The organism is Nonomuraea sp. NPDC003560 (assembly GCF_042878785.1).
Lineage (GTDB): Bacteria > Actinomycetota > Actinomycetes > Streptosporangiales > Streptosporangiaceae > Nonomuraea.
The window spans coordinates 333,903-351,019 of record NZ_JBIAOF010000001.1 but is presented as its reverse complement, the minus strand read 5'-3'; the positions used below and the strand labels follow the sequence as shown (position 1 = coordinate 351,019).

At 72.1% G+C, this 17,117-nt stretch carries 14 protein-coding genes; 9 read left to right on the top strand and 5 right to left on the bottom strand.

The window, feature by feature from the left end; all coding sequences use genetic code 11:
- Positions 1-24 precede the first annotated feature (24 nt).
- Together ACFYUV_RS01705 and ACFYUV_RS01700 are read left to right on the top strand one after the other, a co-directional pair.
- On the top strand, positions 25-2,664 hold the full coding sequence (locus ACFYUV_RS01705) for a CocE/NonD family hydrolase (protein ID WP_387663862.1): 2,640 nt from the start codon (positions 25-27) through the stop codon (positions 2,662-2,664).
- The gene (locus tag ACFYUV_RS01700) at positions 2,661-3,509 is read left to right on the top strand and encodes an ABC transporter permease (RefSeq protein ID WP_387663860.1); all 849 of its coding nucleotides are present in this window, start codon (positions 2,661-2,663) and stop codon (positions 3,507-3,509) included. The genes ACFYUV_RS01705 and ACFYUV_RS01700 overlap by 4 nt, the downstream gene beginning before the upstream one ends.
- Here ACFYUV_RS01700 and ACFYUV_RS01695 read toward each other — a convergent pair.
- Together ACFYUV_RS01695 and ACFYUV_RS01690 are read right to left on the bottom strand one after the other, a co-directional pair.
- On the bottom strand, positions 3,502-3,978 hold the full coding sequence (locus tag ACFYUV_RS01695; protein WP_387663858.1) for a VOC family protein: 477 nt from the start codon (positions 3,976-3,978) through the stop codon (positions 3,502-3,504). The genes ACFYUV_RS01700 and ACFYUV_RS01695 overlap by 8 nt on opposite strands.
- Positions 3,979-4,143: 165 nt before the next feature.
- Entirely contained in the window at positions 4,144-4,935 is a 792-nt protein-coding gene (locus ACFYUV_RS01690; protein WP_387663856.1) for a helix-turn-helix domain-containing protein, read from the bottom strand.
- Positions 4,936-5,023: 88 nt separating this feature from the next.
- Here ACFYUV_RS01690 and ACFYUV_RS01685 point away from each other — a divergent pair, with 88 nt between their 5' ends.
- From ACFYUV_RS01685 to ACFYUV_RS01670, 4 genes are all read left to right on the top strand, one after another.
- Complete coding sequence (locus ACFYUV_RS01685; protein ID WP_387663854.1) at positions 5,024-5,404, top strand: nuclear transport factor 2 family protein; 381 nt, start codon at positions 5,024-5,026, stop codon at positions 5,402-5,404.
- 64 nt (positions 5,405-5,468) lie between these two features.
- On the top strand, positions 5,469-6,188 hold the full coding sequence (locus tag ACFYUV_RS01680) for an MBL fold metallo-hydrolase (RefSeq protein ID WP_387663852.1): 720 nt from the start codon (positions 5,469-5,471) through the stop codon (positions 6,186-6,188).
- A gap of 211 nt (positions 6,189-6,399) precedes the next feature.
- Complete coding sequence (locus tag ACFYUV_RS01675; protein ID WP_387663850.1) at positions 6,400-6,654, top strand: hypothetical protein; 255 nt, start codon at positions 6,400-6,402, stop codon at positions 6,652-6,654.
- A gap of 395 nt (positions 6,655-7,049) precedes the next feature.
- Positions 7,050-9,170: an ATP-binding protein gene (locus ACFYUV_RS01670; RefSeq protein ID WP_387663848.1), complete on the top strand. Its 2,121-nt coding sequence runs from the start codon at positions 7,050-7,052 to the stop codon at positions 9,168-9,170.
- 10 nt (positions 9,171-9,180) lie between these two features.
- Here ACFYUV_RS01670 and ACFYUV_RS01665 read toward each other — a convergent pair whose 3' ends face one another.
- Positions 9,181-10,101: a hypothetical protein gene (locus ACFYUV_RS01665; RefSeq protein ID WP_387663846.1), complete on the bottom strand. Its 921-nt coding sequence runs from the start codon at positions 10,099-10,101 to the stop codon at positions 9,181-9,183.
- A gap of 617 nt (positions 10,102-10,718) precedes the next feature.
- Between ACFYUV_RS01665 and ACFYUV_RS01660 the strand changes: the two genes are divergently transcribed.
- Both ACFYUV_RS01660 and ACFYUV_RS01655 read left to right on the top strand, forming a co-directional pair.
- Positions 10,719-11,618, top strand: a complete 900-nt coding sequence (locus tag ACFYUV_RS01660; protein ID WP_352359047.1) for a PAC2 family protein — start codon at positions 10,719-10,721, stop codon at positions 11,616-11,618.
- Between the two features lie 35 nt (positions 11,619-11,653).
- Complete coding sequence (locus ACFYUV_RS01655; RefSeq protein ID WP_387663844.1) at positions 11,654-12,694, top strand: Gfo/Idh/MocA family oxidoreductase; 1,041 nt, start codon at positions 11,654-11,656, stop codon at positions 12,692-12,694.
- 16 nt (positions 12,695-12,710) lie between these two features.
- Here ACFYUV_RS01655 and ACFYUV_RS01650 read toward each other — a convergent pair whose 3' ends face one another.
- Positions 12,711-13,493, bottom strand: coding sequence for a tyrosine-protein phosphatase (locus tag ACFYUV_RS01650; RefSeq protein WP_387663842.1), 783 nt, complete (start codon positions 13,491-13,493; stop codon positions 12,711-12,713).
- A 73-nt stretch (positions 13,494-13,566) separates the two neighbouring features.
- On the opposite strand from ACFYUV_RS01650, the gene ACFYUV_RS01645 reads away from it, so the two are divergent.
- On the top strand, positions 13,567-14,574 hold the full coding sequence (locus tag ACFYUV_RS01645; protein ID WP_387663840.1) for a hypothetical protein: 1,008 nt from the start codon (positions 13,567-13,569) through the stop codon (positions 14,572-14,574).
- A gap of 12 nt (positions 14,575-14,586) precedes the next feature.
- Here ACFYUV_RS01645 and ACFYUV_RS01640 read toward each other — a convergent pair whose 3' ends face one another.
- The gene (locus ACFYUV_RS01640) at positions 14,587-17,109 is read right to left on the bottom strand and encodes an ATP-binding protein (protein WP_387663838.1); all 2,523 of its coding nucleotides are present in this window, start codon (positions 17,107-17,109) and stop codon (positions 14,587-14,589) included.
- Positions 17,110-17,117 lie beyond the last annotated feature (8 nt).

Sequence of the window (17,117 nt, the reverse complement as noted above, 5' to 3'; positions counted from 1 at the left end):
GGTGCGGAAAGTAGGCTCACCGCCATGAAACGTGTGGCCGCGCTGGTCGCGGTGCTCGCCGTCATCGGGGTGACGACGTGGCTGGTGTGGCCGTCCACCGCGGAGGCGCGCGGTCAGGACCAGCGGATCACGGTCGTCGACGGGCCCGCCGACGACCAGCGGGTGGAGCTCGACGCCACGTTCTTCCCGCCCGCCGGCGGCGGGAAGGCGCCCGCCGTGCTGGTCGCCCACGGGTTCGGCGGCAGCAAGCAGAGCGTCCGCCAGCAGGCCGCCCGCCTGGCCCAGGACGGCTACGCCGTGCTGACCTGGTCCGCGCGCGGCTTCGGCCGTTCCACGGGCGAGATCGCGCTCAACTCGCCCGACTACGAGGTCAAAGACGTCAAGCAGCTCGTCGACTGGCTGGCCAGGCGGCCCGAGGTGCGGCTCGACGCCGCCGGCGACCCGCGCGTGGGCATCACGGGCGGCTCGTACGGCGGGGCCATCGCCCTGATGGCCGCCGCCTACGACCAGCGCGTCGACGCCATCGTCCCGCAGATCACCTGGGCCGACCTGGCCGACGCCCTCTTCCCCAACGCCGCCGCCGGGTCCGCCACGGGCCCGCAGGCCGCGATCGGGCAGGGCGTGGCCGACGGCGTGTTCAAGCGCATGTGGGCGGGCATCTTCTTCGGCCAGGGCGTCTCCCTCGACACCTTCGCCGCCCAGTCCCGCCGCGAGGCCGCCGCCCCGCTGACCGTCGAGCAGGCCAGGTGCGGCCGCTTCCTGCCGGCGATCTGCGCGATCTACCAGCAGGTCGCCGAAGACGGCCGGGCCACGCCCGAGGCCGTCGCGCTGCTGCGCAGATCCAGCCCGGTCACCGTGGCCGGCCGGATCAAGGCGCCCACCCTGCTCCTCCAGGGCCAGCGCGACTCCCTGTTCCCGCTCGCCCACGCCGACGCCAACGCCCGGGCCATCGCCGCCGCCGGCACGCCGGTGAGCATGGCCTGGTTCGACGGCGGGCACGACGGCGGCAACGGCGAGGCCGACTGGCTCTACGACCAGTCCTCGGCCTGGTTCGCCCGCCACCTCAAGCGCGAGGCCGCGCCCGCGGTGAGCGCGTTCACCGTCACCCGCGACGGCGGCCGCGACCCCGGCACCCGCCAGCGCGTCAGGCTCCACCCCGAGGCCGCCGCCTACCCCGGCCTGGCCGGCACCGACACCGCCACGGTGCAGCTCGCCGGCCCCGAGCAGAACGTCGTCAACCCGCCCGGCGGCGCCCCCGCCTCGATCTCGACCGTTCCCGGCGTCGGGGGGCTGCTGAGCGGCCAGGGCGGCGGCACGGGCGTGTCCATCGACATGCCCGGCCAGAGCGCGGCGTTCGAGTCGCCGCCGCTCACCGCCCCGCTCCAGCTCACCGGCAGCCCCACGGTCAAGGTCAAGGTGTCGGGCAAGGGCCAGGCGACCCTGTTCGCCAAGCTCTACGACGTCGCCGACGCCGTCCAGCCGCCCGCGCTGCCTGCCGGGCTGGTGGCGCCGTTCCGGGTCACGATCCCCGAGGGGGCCGGCTCGGCCGAGGCCACGGTCACCCTGCCGGCCGTCGACCACCGGTTCGCCGTGGGCCACCGGCTGCGGCTGGTCGTGACCACGACGGACATGGGGTTCGCGACCCCGGCCGAGCCCGCCGCGTTCGGCGTCTCCCTGGCCTCGCCCACGCTGGCCGTCCCCACGGTCCGCACGCTCGCCGCGCCGCCGACCGGGGTGGCCTGGTGGGTGTGGGCGATGCCGCTGGCCGCCGTGCTCGCCGCCGCCGTCCTCCTGGCCACCGGCCGTCCCTCGGGCCGCGGCTCGGCGGCGAAGGCCGGCGTGAGCCCGAACGGCGACGGGACGTCGGAGGCGCCGGGCGGTGACGGCGGGCGTGAGCTGCCGGGCGGTGACGGCGGGCGTGAGGTGCCGTTGGAGATCGTCGGGCTGACCAAGGCGTACCGCAACGGCGAGCGGGCCGTCGACGGGCTGTCGTTCCGGGTCGAGCAGGGCCAGGTTCTCGGCCTCCTCGGCCCCAACGGCGCCGGCAAGACGACCACGATGCGGATGATGATGGGCCTGATCCGCCCCGACTCCGGCGAGATCCGGATCTTCGGCGACCCCGTCACCCCCGGTGCGCCCGTGTTGTCCAGGCTGGGCTCGTTCGTGGAGGGTCCCGGCTTCCTGCCCCACCTGTCCGGCCGCGACAACATCGAGCTCTACTGGGCGGCCACCGGCCGTCCCGCCGCCGACGCCCACTTCGAGGAGGCGCTGGAGATCGCGGGCCTGGGCAAGGCGCTCGACCGCGCGGTGCGCACCTACTCCCAGGGCATGCGCCAGCGGCTGGCCATCGCCCAGGCCATGCTCGGCCTGCCCGACCTGCTGGTGCTCGACGAGCCCACCAACGGTCTCGACCCACCCCAGATCCGGGAGATGCGCGAGGTGCTCAAGCGCTACGCGCGCGACGGCCGTACCGTCATCGTCTCCAGCCACATGCTGGCGGAGGTGGAGCAGACCTGCAGCCACGTGGTCGTCATGCACCGCGGCCGGCTGGTCTCCACCGGGCCCGTGTCGCGGCTGCTGAGCTCGGCGGCGGGCAACGGCAACGGGCACGGCGGTCCGCGCCTGGAAGACGTGTTCCTCGACCTCATCGGAGACAGATCATGACCGCCGCGCCCGGCTACGCGCCGCGCCGCACGCTGCCGCTGCGCGTGGAGATCGTCAGGCAGTTCAAGCGGCGGCGGACGCTGGTCATGTTCGGGCTGCTGCTGGCGTTGCCGTGGGTGCTGGTGATCGCGTTCCAGTTCGGGCCGCAGTCCGGCAACCAGGGGCCGTCGTCGGTGCGGATCAGCGACCTGGCCACCGCGAGCGGCCTGAACTTCGCCGCGTTCGCCCTGTCGGTGTCGGCGAGCTTCCTGCTGGTGGTGGCGGTCGCCCTGTTCTGCGGCGACACGGTGGCCGCCGAGGCCAACTGGTCGTCGTTGCGCTACCTGCTGGCCGCGCCGGTCCCCCGCGACCGCCTGCTGCGCCAGAAGCTGATCGTGGCGCTCGGCTTCTCGGCTGCGGCGGTGATCTGCCTGCCGCTGATGGCGCTGCTGGCCGGCACGGTCGCGTTCGGCTGGCACGACATCCAGGTGCCCGGCACCGGCGAGACGATCCCGGCGCTCGACGTGCTGCCCCGGTTCGGCATCGTGATCGGTTACGCGCTGGTCAGCCAGCTCGTGGTGGCGGCCCTGGCGTTCCTGGTCTCCACGGTGACCGACTCGCCGCTCGGCGCGGTGGGCGGGGCGGTGGGCCTGTGGATCGTGAGCACCATCCTGCAGGCGGTCGAGGCGCTGGGCACGCTGCGCGAGTTCCTGCCGACGTTCTGGAACAACGCGTGGCTGGACGCCCTGGCCCCCGAGCTCGACTGGAGCGGGATGGCCAAGGGCGCCTCGGTGTCGATCACCTATGCCGCGATCCTGATCGCCGTGGCCTTCCGCAGGTTCCGGCGCAAGGACGTGGTCAGCTGACGCCCTTGGCGGCGTCCTCCAGGCCCTTGATCTCGATCTTCCGCATGCCCAGCATGGCCTGCGCGACCCGCTGGGCGGCGGCCGGGTCCGGCACGCTCATCAGCTCCTGCAGCGCCCTCGGGACGATCTGCCACGACAGGCCGTACCGGTCCTTCAGCCAGCCGCACTGCGACTCCTCGCCGCCGTCGGTGAGCCTGGCCCACAGGTCGTCGACCTCCTCCTGGGAGGCGCAGTCGACGTAGAGGGAGATCGCCTCGGTGAAGGTGAACTGCGGGCCGCCGTTCAGGGCGAGGAAGCGCTGCCCGGCCAGCTCGAAGGAGACCACCATGGCCTGCCCGGCAGGCCCGGGGGCGCCCTCGGGGTAGCGCTGGACCTCCAGGATGCGGGAGTCGGCGAAGATCGAGGTGTAGAACTCGGCCGCCTCTTCGGCCTGGTTGTCGAACCACAGGTAGGTCGTGATCTTCTGCATGTCGCCGGTCGTCCTTTCGAGACGTGTCGCGGGGGCCGGATCCGTGCCCGTCCCCTTCCTTTCATCGACGCGTCGAACGGGACGGGGGCGGATCGACACGCGTCCCGAAGAATTTTGAAAAAGTCTGAGACGTCGCGGAAGGCCGTGGCGCCGGCACGGACGGCGTCAGGCGGAGGGTTCTGTGGCCGCCGTCCTGAAGAAGCGGGCGGTGTCGTCGTCGGCGGGGAAGTACGCCTCGACGGCGATCTCCTCAAGCGTGACGTCGAAGGCCGCGCCGAACGTCGTGATGGTGTTGATGAAACACAACTCCGCGCCGCGGTGGCGGATGCGGACGGGCAGCGCGATCTCGGCCGGATCCGGTGGCCGCGGATCGCCCGCGGGACCGTAGGACAGCACCTCCTCGTACAGCGCGCTCAGTTCGGCGTCCCCGCTCTGCGCGACCTGGCGGGCGAGCCGGGGCAGCAGGAATCCGCGGACCTGCCCGAGGTTGAGCAACCGCGAGGCGAACCCGCCCGGGTGCAGACCGAGCCGCATCATGTTGACCGGCGGCCGGAGCAGCGCCGCGTCGACGCCTTCCAGGAAGACGTCGATCGCCGAGTTGGCGAACAGCAGGTTCCAGTGCCGGTCCACGGCCAGCGCCGGATACGGCTCGTGCCCGCGCAGGATCTGCTCCAGGACGTTCCGCGCCGAGGCCAGGTGCGGGTCCTTCAGCGGCCGTTCGCGGACGACGGGCGCGTGACCGGCCGCGACCAGCAGGCGGTTGCGCTCCCGCAGCGGGACCCCCAGATGCTCGGCGAGACGCAGCACCATCGCGCTGCTGGGGATGGTCCGTCCCGTCTCGACGAAGCTGACGTGCCTGGCGGACACGTCCGCCTGCAGCGCCAGATCGAGCTGGCTGAGCCCCCTGCGGCGTCGCCACTCGCGCAGCAACTCGCCGATCGGCCGGTCCTGGTTCATCCGGCGATTATCGTCGCACCCCGCTGACCTGCGCGATTACATGCCATGTAATCGACACCCCCGGGCGCGCGCTGCGACGGTGTCCCCCATGAACGACAGCAGCACGACCACCCGCAACAAGCACCTGGTCCTCGACGGCTTCACCCGGTTCGCGGCCGGGGACATCGACGTGCTCCGCACGCTCCTGCACGAGGACTTCGTCGAGCACAGCCCGGGCAACCCGTCCGGGCGGGACGCGTTCATCGCCCACATCGCCGAGGCTCCCGTGGCGCGTGCCCGGCTCGACCTCAAGCGGGTCATCGCCGACGACGATCACGTGGTGATGCACTACCTCATGACCACGGACGACGACCCGCGCGGCGTCGCCGTCGTCGACATCTGGCGGCTGGCCGGCGGGCAGATCGTCGAGCACTGGGACGTGGTGCAGCCGGTGCCGGAAGCGGCGCGCGTCCCGCACGGAATGCTCTGAGGCGAGGCGCGTGCGGCAGACATCCACCCGTTACACGATCGGCGCCCCGGCGCCCGGAGGTCCCATGAAACTCGCTCCCCATCTGCATCGCCTCGGCAACGACGTCGTGGCCTGCTATCTCGTCGACACCGCCGAGGGCATCACGCTCATCGACGCCGGGCTGCCCGGCCACTGGCGGGATCTGCAGCGCGAACTCCGTTCCATCGGCAAGTCCGTGGACGACATCCGGGGACTCGTCCTGACCCACGGCGACTCCGACCACCTCGGTTTCGCCGAACGCCTGCGAAGTGAGCACGGGGTGCCGGTGTTCGTGCACGCCGCCGACGCCGTCCGCGCCCGTACCGGGCAGAAGCCCAAGGTCGCGGTGGGGCCTGTGCGGCTCGGTCCCGCGCTGGGATTCCTGAGTTACTCGCTGGGCAAGAACGGGCTGCGCACCCGCCACGTCCGCGAGGTCACCGAGATCGGTGACGGCGACGTCCTGGACCTGCCCGGGAGCCCGGTGATCGTGGGCATGCCGGGGCACTCGCCCGGGAGCGTGGCGGTGCACGTCCCGCTCGCCGACGCCGTCTTCGTCGGGGACGCCCTGACCACCCGGCACGTCCTCACCGGCCGCGAAGGCCCCCAACCGGCCCCCTTCACCGACGACCCGGCCCAGGCACTCGTCTCCCTTGACCGGATCGCCCGGCTGCCGGCGTCCTGGGTGCTCCCCGGCCACGGCGCCCCCTGGCGCACCTCACCGGCCCGGGTGAGCGAGACGGTCCGCGCGGGTGGCGTCGGCAGGTAGCCGAGCGCTGCTCGGGTCAGGTGCAAAGAGCTGGCCTGTGCCGACTCACCTGCACGAGCAGAGGCGGCCGGTGACATCGACTGACGGCCCCGCGCGCCTTCGTGGTCACCGGCGGGGAGCATCCCCGGCTGGACCCGCCTGCCTCACGTGCTGCACGCCATCCGCGCACCCCACCCCGGACCAGGCCCGGCCCGGAGCCGTGGTGGCCTGCATGGGCGACCGCATCGCCGCCTGGCAGCGGCGTCGCGGCCGCGAAGGTCACGAAGGCCGGGAAGGCCGGGAAGGCCGCTCGCCGTCCTTTGACGTGGCCGGCCGCCGCGCCCGTTCAGCCGTCGATTGTGACGTGCCGACGAGCGCTCATGGCATCGATCGGCTCGAACGTCATCGCGGTATCGCCGCCCGGTACGGCAAACCCGCTGTCCGCCTCACGAAAGCCGCCGTCATTGACCGGCTGACGATCCTTTGAGGCACGCCCTAATGGGGCGAGTGGGATTCGGCGGGATACAAAGTTACGTACCCGGATAGGGCGGGCCTGAGTGTGATGGGCCGGAAAGGGGGATCAGGCGGGCCGTTTCGGGAACGGCCGGGAGCCAGGAAGGTGGGCGCCCGGCCACAGGGCGGCGCGGGCGGCCAGGTCAGCCCCAGTGCGGAGGCTTGTTGTCGAGGTAGAAGGCGTCGGCGTCGGCTTCACGCCAGTCGCCCCAGCCGAGGTCGGTGTCGTCCGAAGTCTGCTCCGGGAGAAATTCGTCCACGGAAAACATGCTACCGAGACGTACAAACCAACACCGGTCGTCTTCCCGGCTCCACGGACAGCCCTTGTGCCCGGCGGTACGATGCCAGGGCAGGTGTCGCCTATCCCCCGTGAGGCTGCGCATGGCCACCCCTACAGGCTGGCGGAGAGAAGGCAATCTACCGGCGGAGCTCACCAGCTTCGTGGGGCGGACCCGGTTACTCGCCAACCTCAAGCGGCATCTCGCCGAGTCCCGGCTGGTGACCGTCACCGGCATCGGCGGGGTGGGCAAGTCGCGCACGGTGCTGCGGCTGGCGCACCAGGTCCGCACGCAGTACCCCGACGGCGTGTGGTTCGCCGACCTGGCCCGGCTGCAGGACGCGGGCATGGTCAAGCACACGATCGCCTCGGCGCTCGGCATCGCCGACCAGTCCTCGCGGGCGGAGTCGGAGTCGTTGTCGGAGTGGGTCGGCGAACGCGACATGCTGCTCATCATCGACACCTGCGAACACCTCGTGCAGGGCTGCGCCGAGCTGGTCCACGAGCTGCTGGAGGCCGCGCCCAACCTGAAGGTGCTGGCCACGAGCAGGCAGTCGCTGCACCTGCCGTACGAGCAGGTGGTGCCGGTGCCGCCGCTGGTGGTGCCCGGCGACGACCCGACGGAGAACCTGTTCACCAACGAGTCGGTGCAGTTGTTCGCGCTGCGGGCCGGGGCGGTCGTGCCCGACTTCCAGCTCGACGAGGACAACATCGGCGCGGTGGCCGAGCTGTGCCGCAGGCTCGACGGCATCCCGCTGGCGATCGAGCTGGCGGCGGTGCGGCTGCGCGCCCTGTCGGTGGAGCAGATCCTCGGGCTGCTGGCCGACCGGTTCAGCCTGCTGGCCGGCGCGAGCCGTACGGCCCTGCCGCGCCATGCGACGCTGCGGGCGGCGATCGGCTGGAGTCATGAGCTGTGCGAGCCCGCCGAGCGGCTGCTGTGGGCGCGGCTGTCGGTGTTCGCCGGCGACTTCGAGCTCGACGCGGCCAGGTTCGTCTGCTCCGACGGGCGCCTGCCCTCGGAGGACATCACCGATCTGGTCACCGGGCTGGTGGAGAAGTCGATCCTGATGATCAGGAGCCACCACTCCGGCGTCCGCTACAAGCTGATCGACACGCTGGCCGAGTACGGCGAGGAGTGGCTGGACAAGCTCGGCCAGGCCCAGCAGATGCGGCAGCGCCACCTGGAGTACTACCTGAGCCTGGCCCAGCGCAGCGAAGACGCGTGGTCGGGTCCGCGTCAGATCTACTGGTTCGTGCGCATGCGTCAGGAGCACGACAACGTGCGGGTCGCGCTGGAGCACGCGTTGTCCTCCTCCATGCGCAGCGGCTCGGCGCTCACGCTGCTGGCGTCGTTGTGGTTCATGTGGGTGTGCTGCGGTTTCGTCCGGGAGGGGCGGCTCTACCTCGAACGCGCGCTGGAGGCCAACCCCTCGCCGAGCAAGGAGCGCTGCAAGGCCCTGTGGGTGCTGTCCTACGTGCGCAGCGCGCAGGGTGACAGCGAGGGCGCGCTGGCGGCGGCCGAGCAGTGCAGCACGGAGGCCGTCCGGGTGGGCGACTCCAGGGCGGTGATCCTGGCCTCGAAGATGCAGGGCACGGCCGCGCTGCTCCAGGGCGACCTGCAGAAGGCCAGCGCGCTGCTGGGCGTGGCGATCGAGTTCAACACCGACAACAAGGAGCTCAACCCGGGCCTGCTGCCCGCGATCGTCGAGCTGTCGCTGGTGTTGTCGGCGCAGGGCGAGCTGTTCGAGGCCGAGTCGCTGCTCCAGGACTGCCTTCAGGTGTGCCGGGAGCGCGGCGAGCTGTGGGTCAGCTCGTACGCCCAGTGGGCGATGTCGCGCACGAGGCTCGCGACCGGCAGGCCGGGCGAGGCGCTGCACAACGCCCGCGAGGGCCTGCGGATCAAGCGGCACTTCCACGACACGCTGGGCACGCTGCTGGTGCTGGAGACGACCGCGCGCATCCTCATCGCGCTCAAGCAGGCGCCGACGGCGGCCAAGCTGCTGGGCGCGTTGCAGCAGAACTGGCGGACGGCCGGCCTGCCGCAGATGGGCGCCCCGTTCCTGACCGACGACCACGACGCGTGCGTCGAGGACTGCAAGTCGATGATGGGCGAGCTGGCCTACAAGAACGCCTTCGAGAACGGCGCCCGGCTCGACCTCGACGAGGCGTCCACGCTCGCGCTCGGCGACCTGGACGCCCCGGCCGAGGACTGATCCCGGGGCCTCACACGGCCTGGGGCCAGCGGGTCCCCTCCGGCCACGCGTGCACGTAGCGCGCGCTGCCGAGCGAGAACTCGATGTGCCCGCGTACCCAGTGCTCAAGGCCGCGGACGTACGTGCGGACGGGCGGCGGGGCCCACTTCTCCAGCGCCGCGCGCCGGTCGAGGAAGGCGGCGAGCGCCTGGTTGTGCATGTCGGAGACCTCCAGGAGGGCGTCCTGGAGGGTGAGGTTCCGGTGGGTGGCCAGCACGGTGACGAGGTTGTGCCGGGCCTTGTCGTTGTCGCACTCCTTGGCGTAGGAGAGCAGGTCGTTGTCCCAGCCGATGAGGTCGCAGGCCAGGTCCGACAACATCCGCACGTCGGGATGGTGCCACTCCTCGGCTTCGAGGCGGTAGCCGCCGCCGGCGTCGATGAGGGCGAAGCAGGTGTAGGTGGCTCCGGTGATGCGGCGCATCAGGATGTAGTCCTGCGGGGTGGGGATCAGGTCGGCCTCGCGGTTGGCCGCCTCCCAGATCTGGGCGAACAGGTACTCCTTGACCGTGATGCGCCACCGATCCACCTGCGCCGGGGTGGAGGTGGAGACGATGCGGTGGAGGAGTTCGTTGAGGGCGAGCCCGAAGGGGTCGTCGTCGTCCGGCTTCCTGCGGTCGTCCAGGATCTCCAGGAGCGGCGGCAGGGCGCGGGCGAGCGCGGAGGCCCGGTGCCCCATCAGCTCTCCCTCGCAGAAGGCGTCGTCGAACGCGAAGAGCCAGTTGTACCAGTCGTTGATCAGCCGGAGGCTGTCGCGCGGGACCTCGGGGTTGGTACGGGCGGCGAGCAGGCCGATCTTGGAACGCCGGAAGTGCTCGATGGTGTCGGCGTCCTTGAGCATGCTGGAGGCGGCCAGCCACGTATGGCTCTCCGCGTCGACCTCCGCGGCATGCACGTTGATCTCGTTGGGGAACGGGCATGGGAGCGGAGGGATGTGGAGCGGTCGCCTACTGAAGGAATGCGCAGAAGTTGCCACGCCCTTCAGCATGACGATCGGCTGTTCAAAAGGCCACACTCGACAACTTGGAGCCCTTTAATGCCTTTTTCACACTATGGATCCCTCCAAGGGAACTGGTGGATAAACTGGGCATTTGCCAACATTGAGGCCGGGTCCAATGCCGACAGGACGCCGTCCCGCTGATCGGCTCCCGCCCCCGGCAGCGCTCTGACCACGGCCGACTCCTGCGTGAACCCGCCCACGGAGAGCGGCCCGCACGCCCGGCCGCAGGCGCGGCCGGAGCCGTATCCAGACGCGACGATCATTCATCGGGCTCCGCGCGACCATGATCGGCCGCCGCCATCAGCAAAATGTCACCTTTGATGATGGCCAGATTGACCGGAACGCCAGCCTCCGGCACCGGCGGACGACATCCTGGAGCCGCCGCGCCGGCCAGGGCGGACCCCCGCCTCCGACCGGATGCCGGATTGTGCCTCGATAGGGTGCCTTGCGCGGAATCGATCCGACTCGCCATAGGTTCTGGGGAAGAGTACCTAGGGAAAGGCTGTCCAACCGTGTTCGACCCGAAGGATCTCTACAGGCTCGCAGACGACGCGCCCGAGTTGACTGATCCGGTGTTGCTGTACCACTTCGACGGTTTCGTCGACGCGGGCGGTGCCGGACGCCTCGCGCTGGGCCACCTGCTGGCCGAGCTGGAGCACCGGGTCGTGGCGACGTTCGACGTGGACCGGTTGCTCGACTACCGGTCGCGGCGGCCCATCATGACCTTCGACACCGACCGCTGGGTCGAGTGTGAGAGCCCCGAGCTCGCCGTCCATGTCGCCCATGACGCCACGGGCACGCCGTTCCTGTTGATGAGCGGCCCGGAGCCGGACCGGGAATGGGAGCTGTTCACCCGCGCGGTGGGAGAGCTGCTGGACCGGCTGAAGGTGAGCAAGATCGTCACGCTGCACGGCATCCCGATGGCGGTGCCGCACACGCGTCCGCTGGGCATCACCATGCACGCCAGCCGGCCCGAGCTGATCAACTCCCAGACCAGCGCCTTCGGCCGGGTCCAGGTGCCGGGGAGCGCGGCCGCGCTGCTGGAGCTGCGGCTGGGCGCGCAGGGGCACGACGCGGTCGGGTACGCGGTGCACGTGCCGCACTACCTCTCGCAGGCGGAGTACCCGACGGCGGCGGTGACCGGGCTGGAGGCGGTGACGCGGGGCACCGGCCTGGTGTTCCCGATGGAGGCGCTGCGCGACGCGGCCCACCGCACGACGGCGGAGATCGAGGAGCAGATCCAGGCGTCCTCGGAGCTGTCGACCGCCATCAGCGGGCTGGAGCAGCAGTACGACGCGTTCGCGGGCGGCACGGAGCGGCAGAACCTGATGGCCGAGACGACCCCGATGCCCACGGGCGACGAGCTGGCCGCCCAGTTCGAACGTTTCCTGGCCGAACGCGACGACGAGTGACGGGCGGCCCGGGCCGTACCGGCTAACCTGGGCGGATGAGCGAGATCCGGGTCGGCCTGATCGGATACGGCACCGCGGGCGCGTACTTCCACGCCCCGCTCGTCCATGCCACTCCGGGCCTGCGGCTGTCGGCGGTCGTCACGCGCAATCCGGAGCGGCAGGCCGAGGTGGCCCACCGGTACGGCGCGGCCGGCGTGCCGGACGTGCGTGAGCTGTGGGAGCACAGCGACCTCGTGGTGGTCGCCTCCCCCAACCGCACGCACGTGAGCATGGCCGCCGCCGCGCTCGCCGAGGGCCTGCCCGTCGTCGTGGACAAACCGGTCGCCCGCACCGCCGAGGATGCCCGCGAGCTGGTCCGGCTGGCCGAGCAGGCCGGCGTCATGCTGACGGTGTTCCAGAACCGGCGCTGGGACGGCGACTTCCGCACCGTGCGGCGGCTGATCGCCGAGGGGCGGCTCGGCGACGTGCTGCGCTTCGAGTCGAGGTTCGAGCGCTGGCGGCCGGTGCCCAAGGGCGGCTGGCGGGAGACCGGCGGCGCGGAGGAGATCGGCGGCCTGCTCTACGACCTGGGCAGCCACCTGGTCGACCAGGCGTTGCAGCTGTTCGGCCCGGCGCACGAGGTCTACTGCGAGAGCGACGTGCGGCGGCCCGGCGTGGCCTCCGACGACGACACGTTCATCGCGCTGCGGCACGCGGGCGGCGTGCGTTCCCACCTGTGGGCCAGCTCGGTGGCGGCCCGGCTCGGGCCGCGGCTGCGGGTGCTGGGCTCGGCGGGCGCGTACGTCAAGCACGGCATGGACGTGCAGGAGGAGCGCCTGCGGGCGGGCCTGACCCCCGACTCCCCCGGCTTCGGCGCCGACGAGGAGAGCCGCTGGGGCCTGCTCGGCACCGACGACGACGCCCGGCCCGTTCCCACCGAGCCGGGCGCGTACCTGGACTTCTACCGCGGGGTGGAGCGCGCCCTGCGCGAGGGCGCGCCGCCGCCGGTCGACCCGCGCGGCTCGATCGACACGCTGGCCGTCATCGAGGCCGCCCACCTGTCGGCCGCCCAGCGCATGGTCGTCCACCTGGGGTGACAGCTGGGCTGGCTGATCAGTCGCGCAGGCGGGCGCGCAGGGCCGCGTCGTCGGCGTCGGTCCAGCCGTGGCCGCGCAGCCAGCCCATCGGGCCGTCGAAGCGGTCGTCCAGCACCTTGAGGAACTGCTCGATGTAGCGGGCCCGGGGCCGGTGGTCGTCCGCCGGGCGGGAGTCGAGGTCGTCCCGGTAGGTGTCGCTGGCGCGCAGGCGCTTGAGTATCAGCTCCAGGCGCTCGCCCGTGGCCACGTAGTCCCGCACGATGGCCTCGCGGGTGGCCCCGGCGACCTCCAGCGCCAGCGCCGACAGCACGCCGGTGCGGTCCTTGCCCGCCGCGCAGTGCACCAGCGCGGCGCCGTCGTCGAGGGCCATGGCGCGCAGGGCCGCCACGACGGCGTCCGGACGGTCGCGCAGGTAGCCGAAGTAGAAGCCGGTCACGCGCAGCTCCTCGTCGACGTCCCGTTCCTGCCAGGGCAGCACGCGGTCGCCGTCGATGGAGTCGGCCTCGACGTCGGTGTGCCTGCCGCCCTCGGCGAACAGCGTCAGGTGGTGGTGGGTCACCTCCGGCACCCGGGTGAGCGGGCCGGGGCCCTCCAGGTTGACCTCGGCGGTCGAGCGCAGGTCCACGACGTGGCGCAGGTTCAGCTCGCCCACCAGGAGCGACACGTCCGCGGGGGTGAGGCCCTGCAGGTTGTCGGCTCGGAAGATCCGGCCGCGGCGGGTGAGCCCGCCGTCACGGGTGGGAAGTTCGCCCAGGTCACGTACGTTGACGGCGCCTTCCAGATCGATCCATCTTGTCATCTCATCCATTACTTCGACCTTATATGTCGGCCAATCATGAGCGGATTCCTTGTTCATAACGCAGCATGAACGTATGGATCCACGCGCGCTGCCTCCCCGGCTGGTGATCGATCCATCGCTGCCCCCGGACGTCTCGGTCGAGTTGCGGTCGAGCCCGCACATCCTTCATATGGCCCGTTCCGGCAGGCGGATGGATCCCAGCTTCAGCCCCGCCCTGCTCTTCGCGCTTCCGGCCCTGCTGGTGATGGTCCTGATCGTGACCAGCAGCCTCGAGGTCGTCTTCGTGGCCGGGCTCGGCATGGGGCTGATCGCCCTGATCCGGTGGATGGCGTTGGACAGCTCCCACCGGATCGTCAAACGACGACTACGACTCGCCACCGCCCACGCCGACCACTACGTCCTGCCCGAGGACCTCGACCGTCCCTGCCAGGTGCTGCTGCGCCGCGCCCAGGACGCGGCCACGGCCGTGCTGAACTCCAAGGTGCACAAGGCCGGGCTGATCGACTCGGCGGAGAACCAGGTGTCGCTGCCCGAGGAGGTCTGGCAGATCGCCCACCGGCTGCGGCGGCTGTCGTCGATGCACGCCGAGCAGGGCAGGCTCATCCCCCGCGAGCTGCCGCCGGGCATGGAGGACGCCTTCAAGCCGTACACCAGCGCCCTCGACGCCGCCTGGACCTCGCTCTCGCACCGCGTACGCCACCTGGAGAAGTACGCCAAGCAGGTGCTCAAGGCCGACAAGGTGTACCACGCGCACAGACGCCTGGAGGCGCTGGCCGCCAAGACCCCCGAGTACCAGCAGCTCCTCGCCGACACCGTACGGGACGAGCTGGCGCACGAGCGCATCAGGGAGCTGTCCGACCAGGCGGCCCACGTGCGCAAACTGTTCGAGGAGAGCGTGCTGCAGGCCAGGCAGGCGGCGGGCGAGCTGCTGAGAAGCCCCTTCAGCGACGCCTACGGCACCGGCGCGCTCGGCCCCCGCACCGGCGGGCACGACCGCGCCGCGCACCGCACGACCGGCCCGCGTGACCGGCACGATCGCGGCGCGACCGGCCCGCAGCGGCACCCCTCGCGCGACTCCTGACCCCGCGGGCGGTCAGGGCCGGGCCTGCCGCAGGAGCTCCAGGGTGCGGCGCATGCCTGCCTCGTTCCCCAGGCTGCGGTAGATCTCCCTGGCCTGCTCCAGCGGCCCGACCGCCGCGTCCGGCCCGCCCGCGTCGAGGTGCGCCTCGCCGAGGTAGCGCAGGCTCCTGGCCATCCACCAGCGGTCCTCCAGCTCCTGGAACCCCCGTACGGCGCGGCGCAGCTCGTGCTCGGACTCCTCGATCCGGCCCAGCCGGGCCAGGGCGCGCCCGGCCGACACCGCGGTGCGCGCCACCCCCCACGAGTCGCCGAGCGCCACCAGGATCTCCTCGGCCCGCCGGACGTACTCCAGCTCGCGCAGCCCGCCCGCCGGATCGCCCACCTCGCCCGCGGCGCGCAGGCAGCGGGCCTCCTCCCACAGCTCGCCGCGCTGCCGGAACATCTCGGCCGCCCGGTCGAGACTGAACCCGGCCCGGACGAACAGGGCGTCGGAGGCCCGGTGGTCGCCGGCCCGGCGCTCGCCGCGCGCCTGGGCGGCCAGCACCTCGCCGTAGACGCGCAGGGTCTGGGCCTCGGAGTAGCGGTTGCCCGCCCGCTGGAAGATCTCCAGGGCGTCTTCGAGCAGGTCGCGGGCCTCCTCGGGACGGCGTTCCGCCATGCGCATCTCGGCCAGGTTGCGCTGGGTGCGGGCCATCCACCACAGGTCGTCCTCGTGCTTGAACGCGGTGATCGCCCCGATCAGGTAGTCCTGGGCGCGGTCGAGGTGCCCGCCGCTGATCAGGGTCATGCCGACCGTGCGCCTGGCCCTGGCCGCCCACCAGGTCTCGCCGAGGTCGCCGAAGATCTCCAGCGCCTGCTCGGCCTCGCGCAGAGCGCGCTCGCGCAGGCCCATGCCGCCGCGCACGATCGCGCTGTTCAGCAGCGCGATGGCCAGCGCGCGCCGGTCACCGGTACGCCGGCCCGCCTCGCAGCCGATGTCGGCGACGTCCGCCCAGTCGGCCCAGTAGGCCCGCAGCGAGTGGCACAACGAGCAGAACGCCCTGCTCAGCCCCCAGGTCAGCTCCCAGAGCCGGAGCTGCGCGGCCAGGTTGATCATGGCGAGCAGGGACAGCCGCTCGGCGTTGAGCCAGTCGCCAGCCCCGAGCTGCCCCTCGGCGTCGGCGCGCCGGCCGCCCTTGCTCCAGTCCTGCGGCCAGCGGTTCTGGGCGGCCTCCTCGGCCCGGCGGCGGTAACCGTGCAGGACGCGCTCGACGGCGGCCCTGCGGCGTTCCTCCTCGTCCTGGCCGGCCAGCTCGGCGGCGAACACCCGGACCAGGTCGTGCAGGCGGTAGCGCATCGCGCCGGTCTGGTCGGTGCCGGAGCACTCGGCGAGCTGGGCGTCGATCAGCGCTTCGAGCTGGTCGGCGCCGTCGAGGCCGGAGATGTCGAGCAGCTCGCCGGCCACCCAGCCGGGCACGTCGGGCGCGGGCAGCGCGCTGAGCAGGCGCAGCAGGCGGCGCTGGATGCCGGTGCAGTCGTCGTAGCTGAGCTGCACGGAGGCCCGCACGCTCTTGTCCACGCCCTGGGCCACCTCCAGCTGGTCGAGACGGCGGCGCTCGTCGGTCAGCCGCCCGGCCATCTCGCGCATGGTCCACTGCTCGCGGGTGGCCAGCCGGCCGCCGCAGATGTTGATCGCCAGCGGCAGGTGGTCGCAGAGCCGGACGATCTCCTTGGCCGACTCCAGGTCGTCCACGACCCGCGCGCCGCCGGCCAGCCGGGCCAGCAGCTCCACGCCTTGCGCCTCGGTGAGCACGCCGAGCCGGGTGTCGTGGGTGCCGTCCAGGAACAGCGGGGAGCGCGAGGTGACCAGCACCGCGCAGCCCGGCTCGGCCGGGATCAGCGGTTTGACCTGGGCGGCGTCGTGGGCGTTGTCCAGGCCGATGAGGATCTTGCGGCCCTTGGTCCAGGTCAGCCAGAGGGTGCGCAGCTCGTCGAGGCCGCCGGGGTCGGTGGCCAGGCGCACGCCCAGGCCGCGCAGGAAGCCGATCAGCACCTCCTCGGGGCGTACCGGGGCGTCGACGCCGCCGCGCAGGTCGGCGTGCAGCCGGCCGTCGGGGAACCAGTCGGCGACCTCCTGGCCGAACCTGGTCATCAGCGCCGACTTGCCGACGCCGCCGCGGCCGTACACGGAGACGACCAGGGGCGGGGACAGGTCGGAGGACTTGCGGCGGGCGGCGAAGACCTCGCGCAGGGTGGCGAGGGAGTCGGCGCGCCCGGTGAAGTGCTCGGGCACGGGCGGCCACTGGTCGGGCGGCCGCCCGCCGGGCTCGGGCGCGGGCGCGGCGCGCCGCCGGGGCGTGGCCTCGGTGGTGGCCCACGTGGTCACGCCGACGAGCAGCGCCGCCGCGAGCGTCACGCCGATCTTGGCCATCGGCGGGATGTCCCACTCCAGCGAGGCGGCCAGCACACTGGCGGCGCCGGCCGCGAGCCCCGCCGAGACGGGCGCTGCCCATGTGACCCGCTTACGTCGCGGTTTGTCCGGTAAGTTTCCCGGCACCGAACACC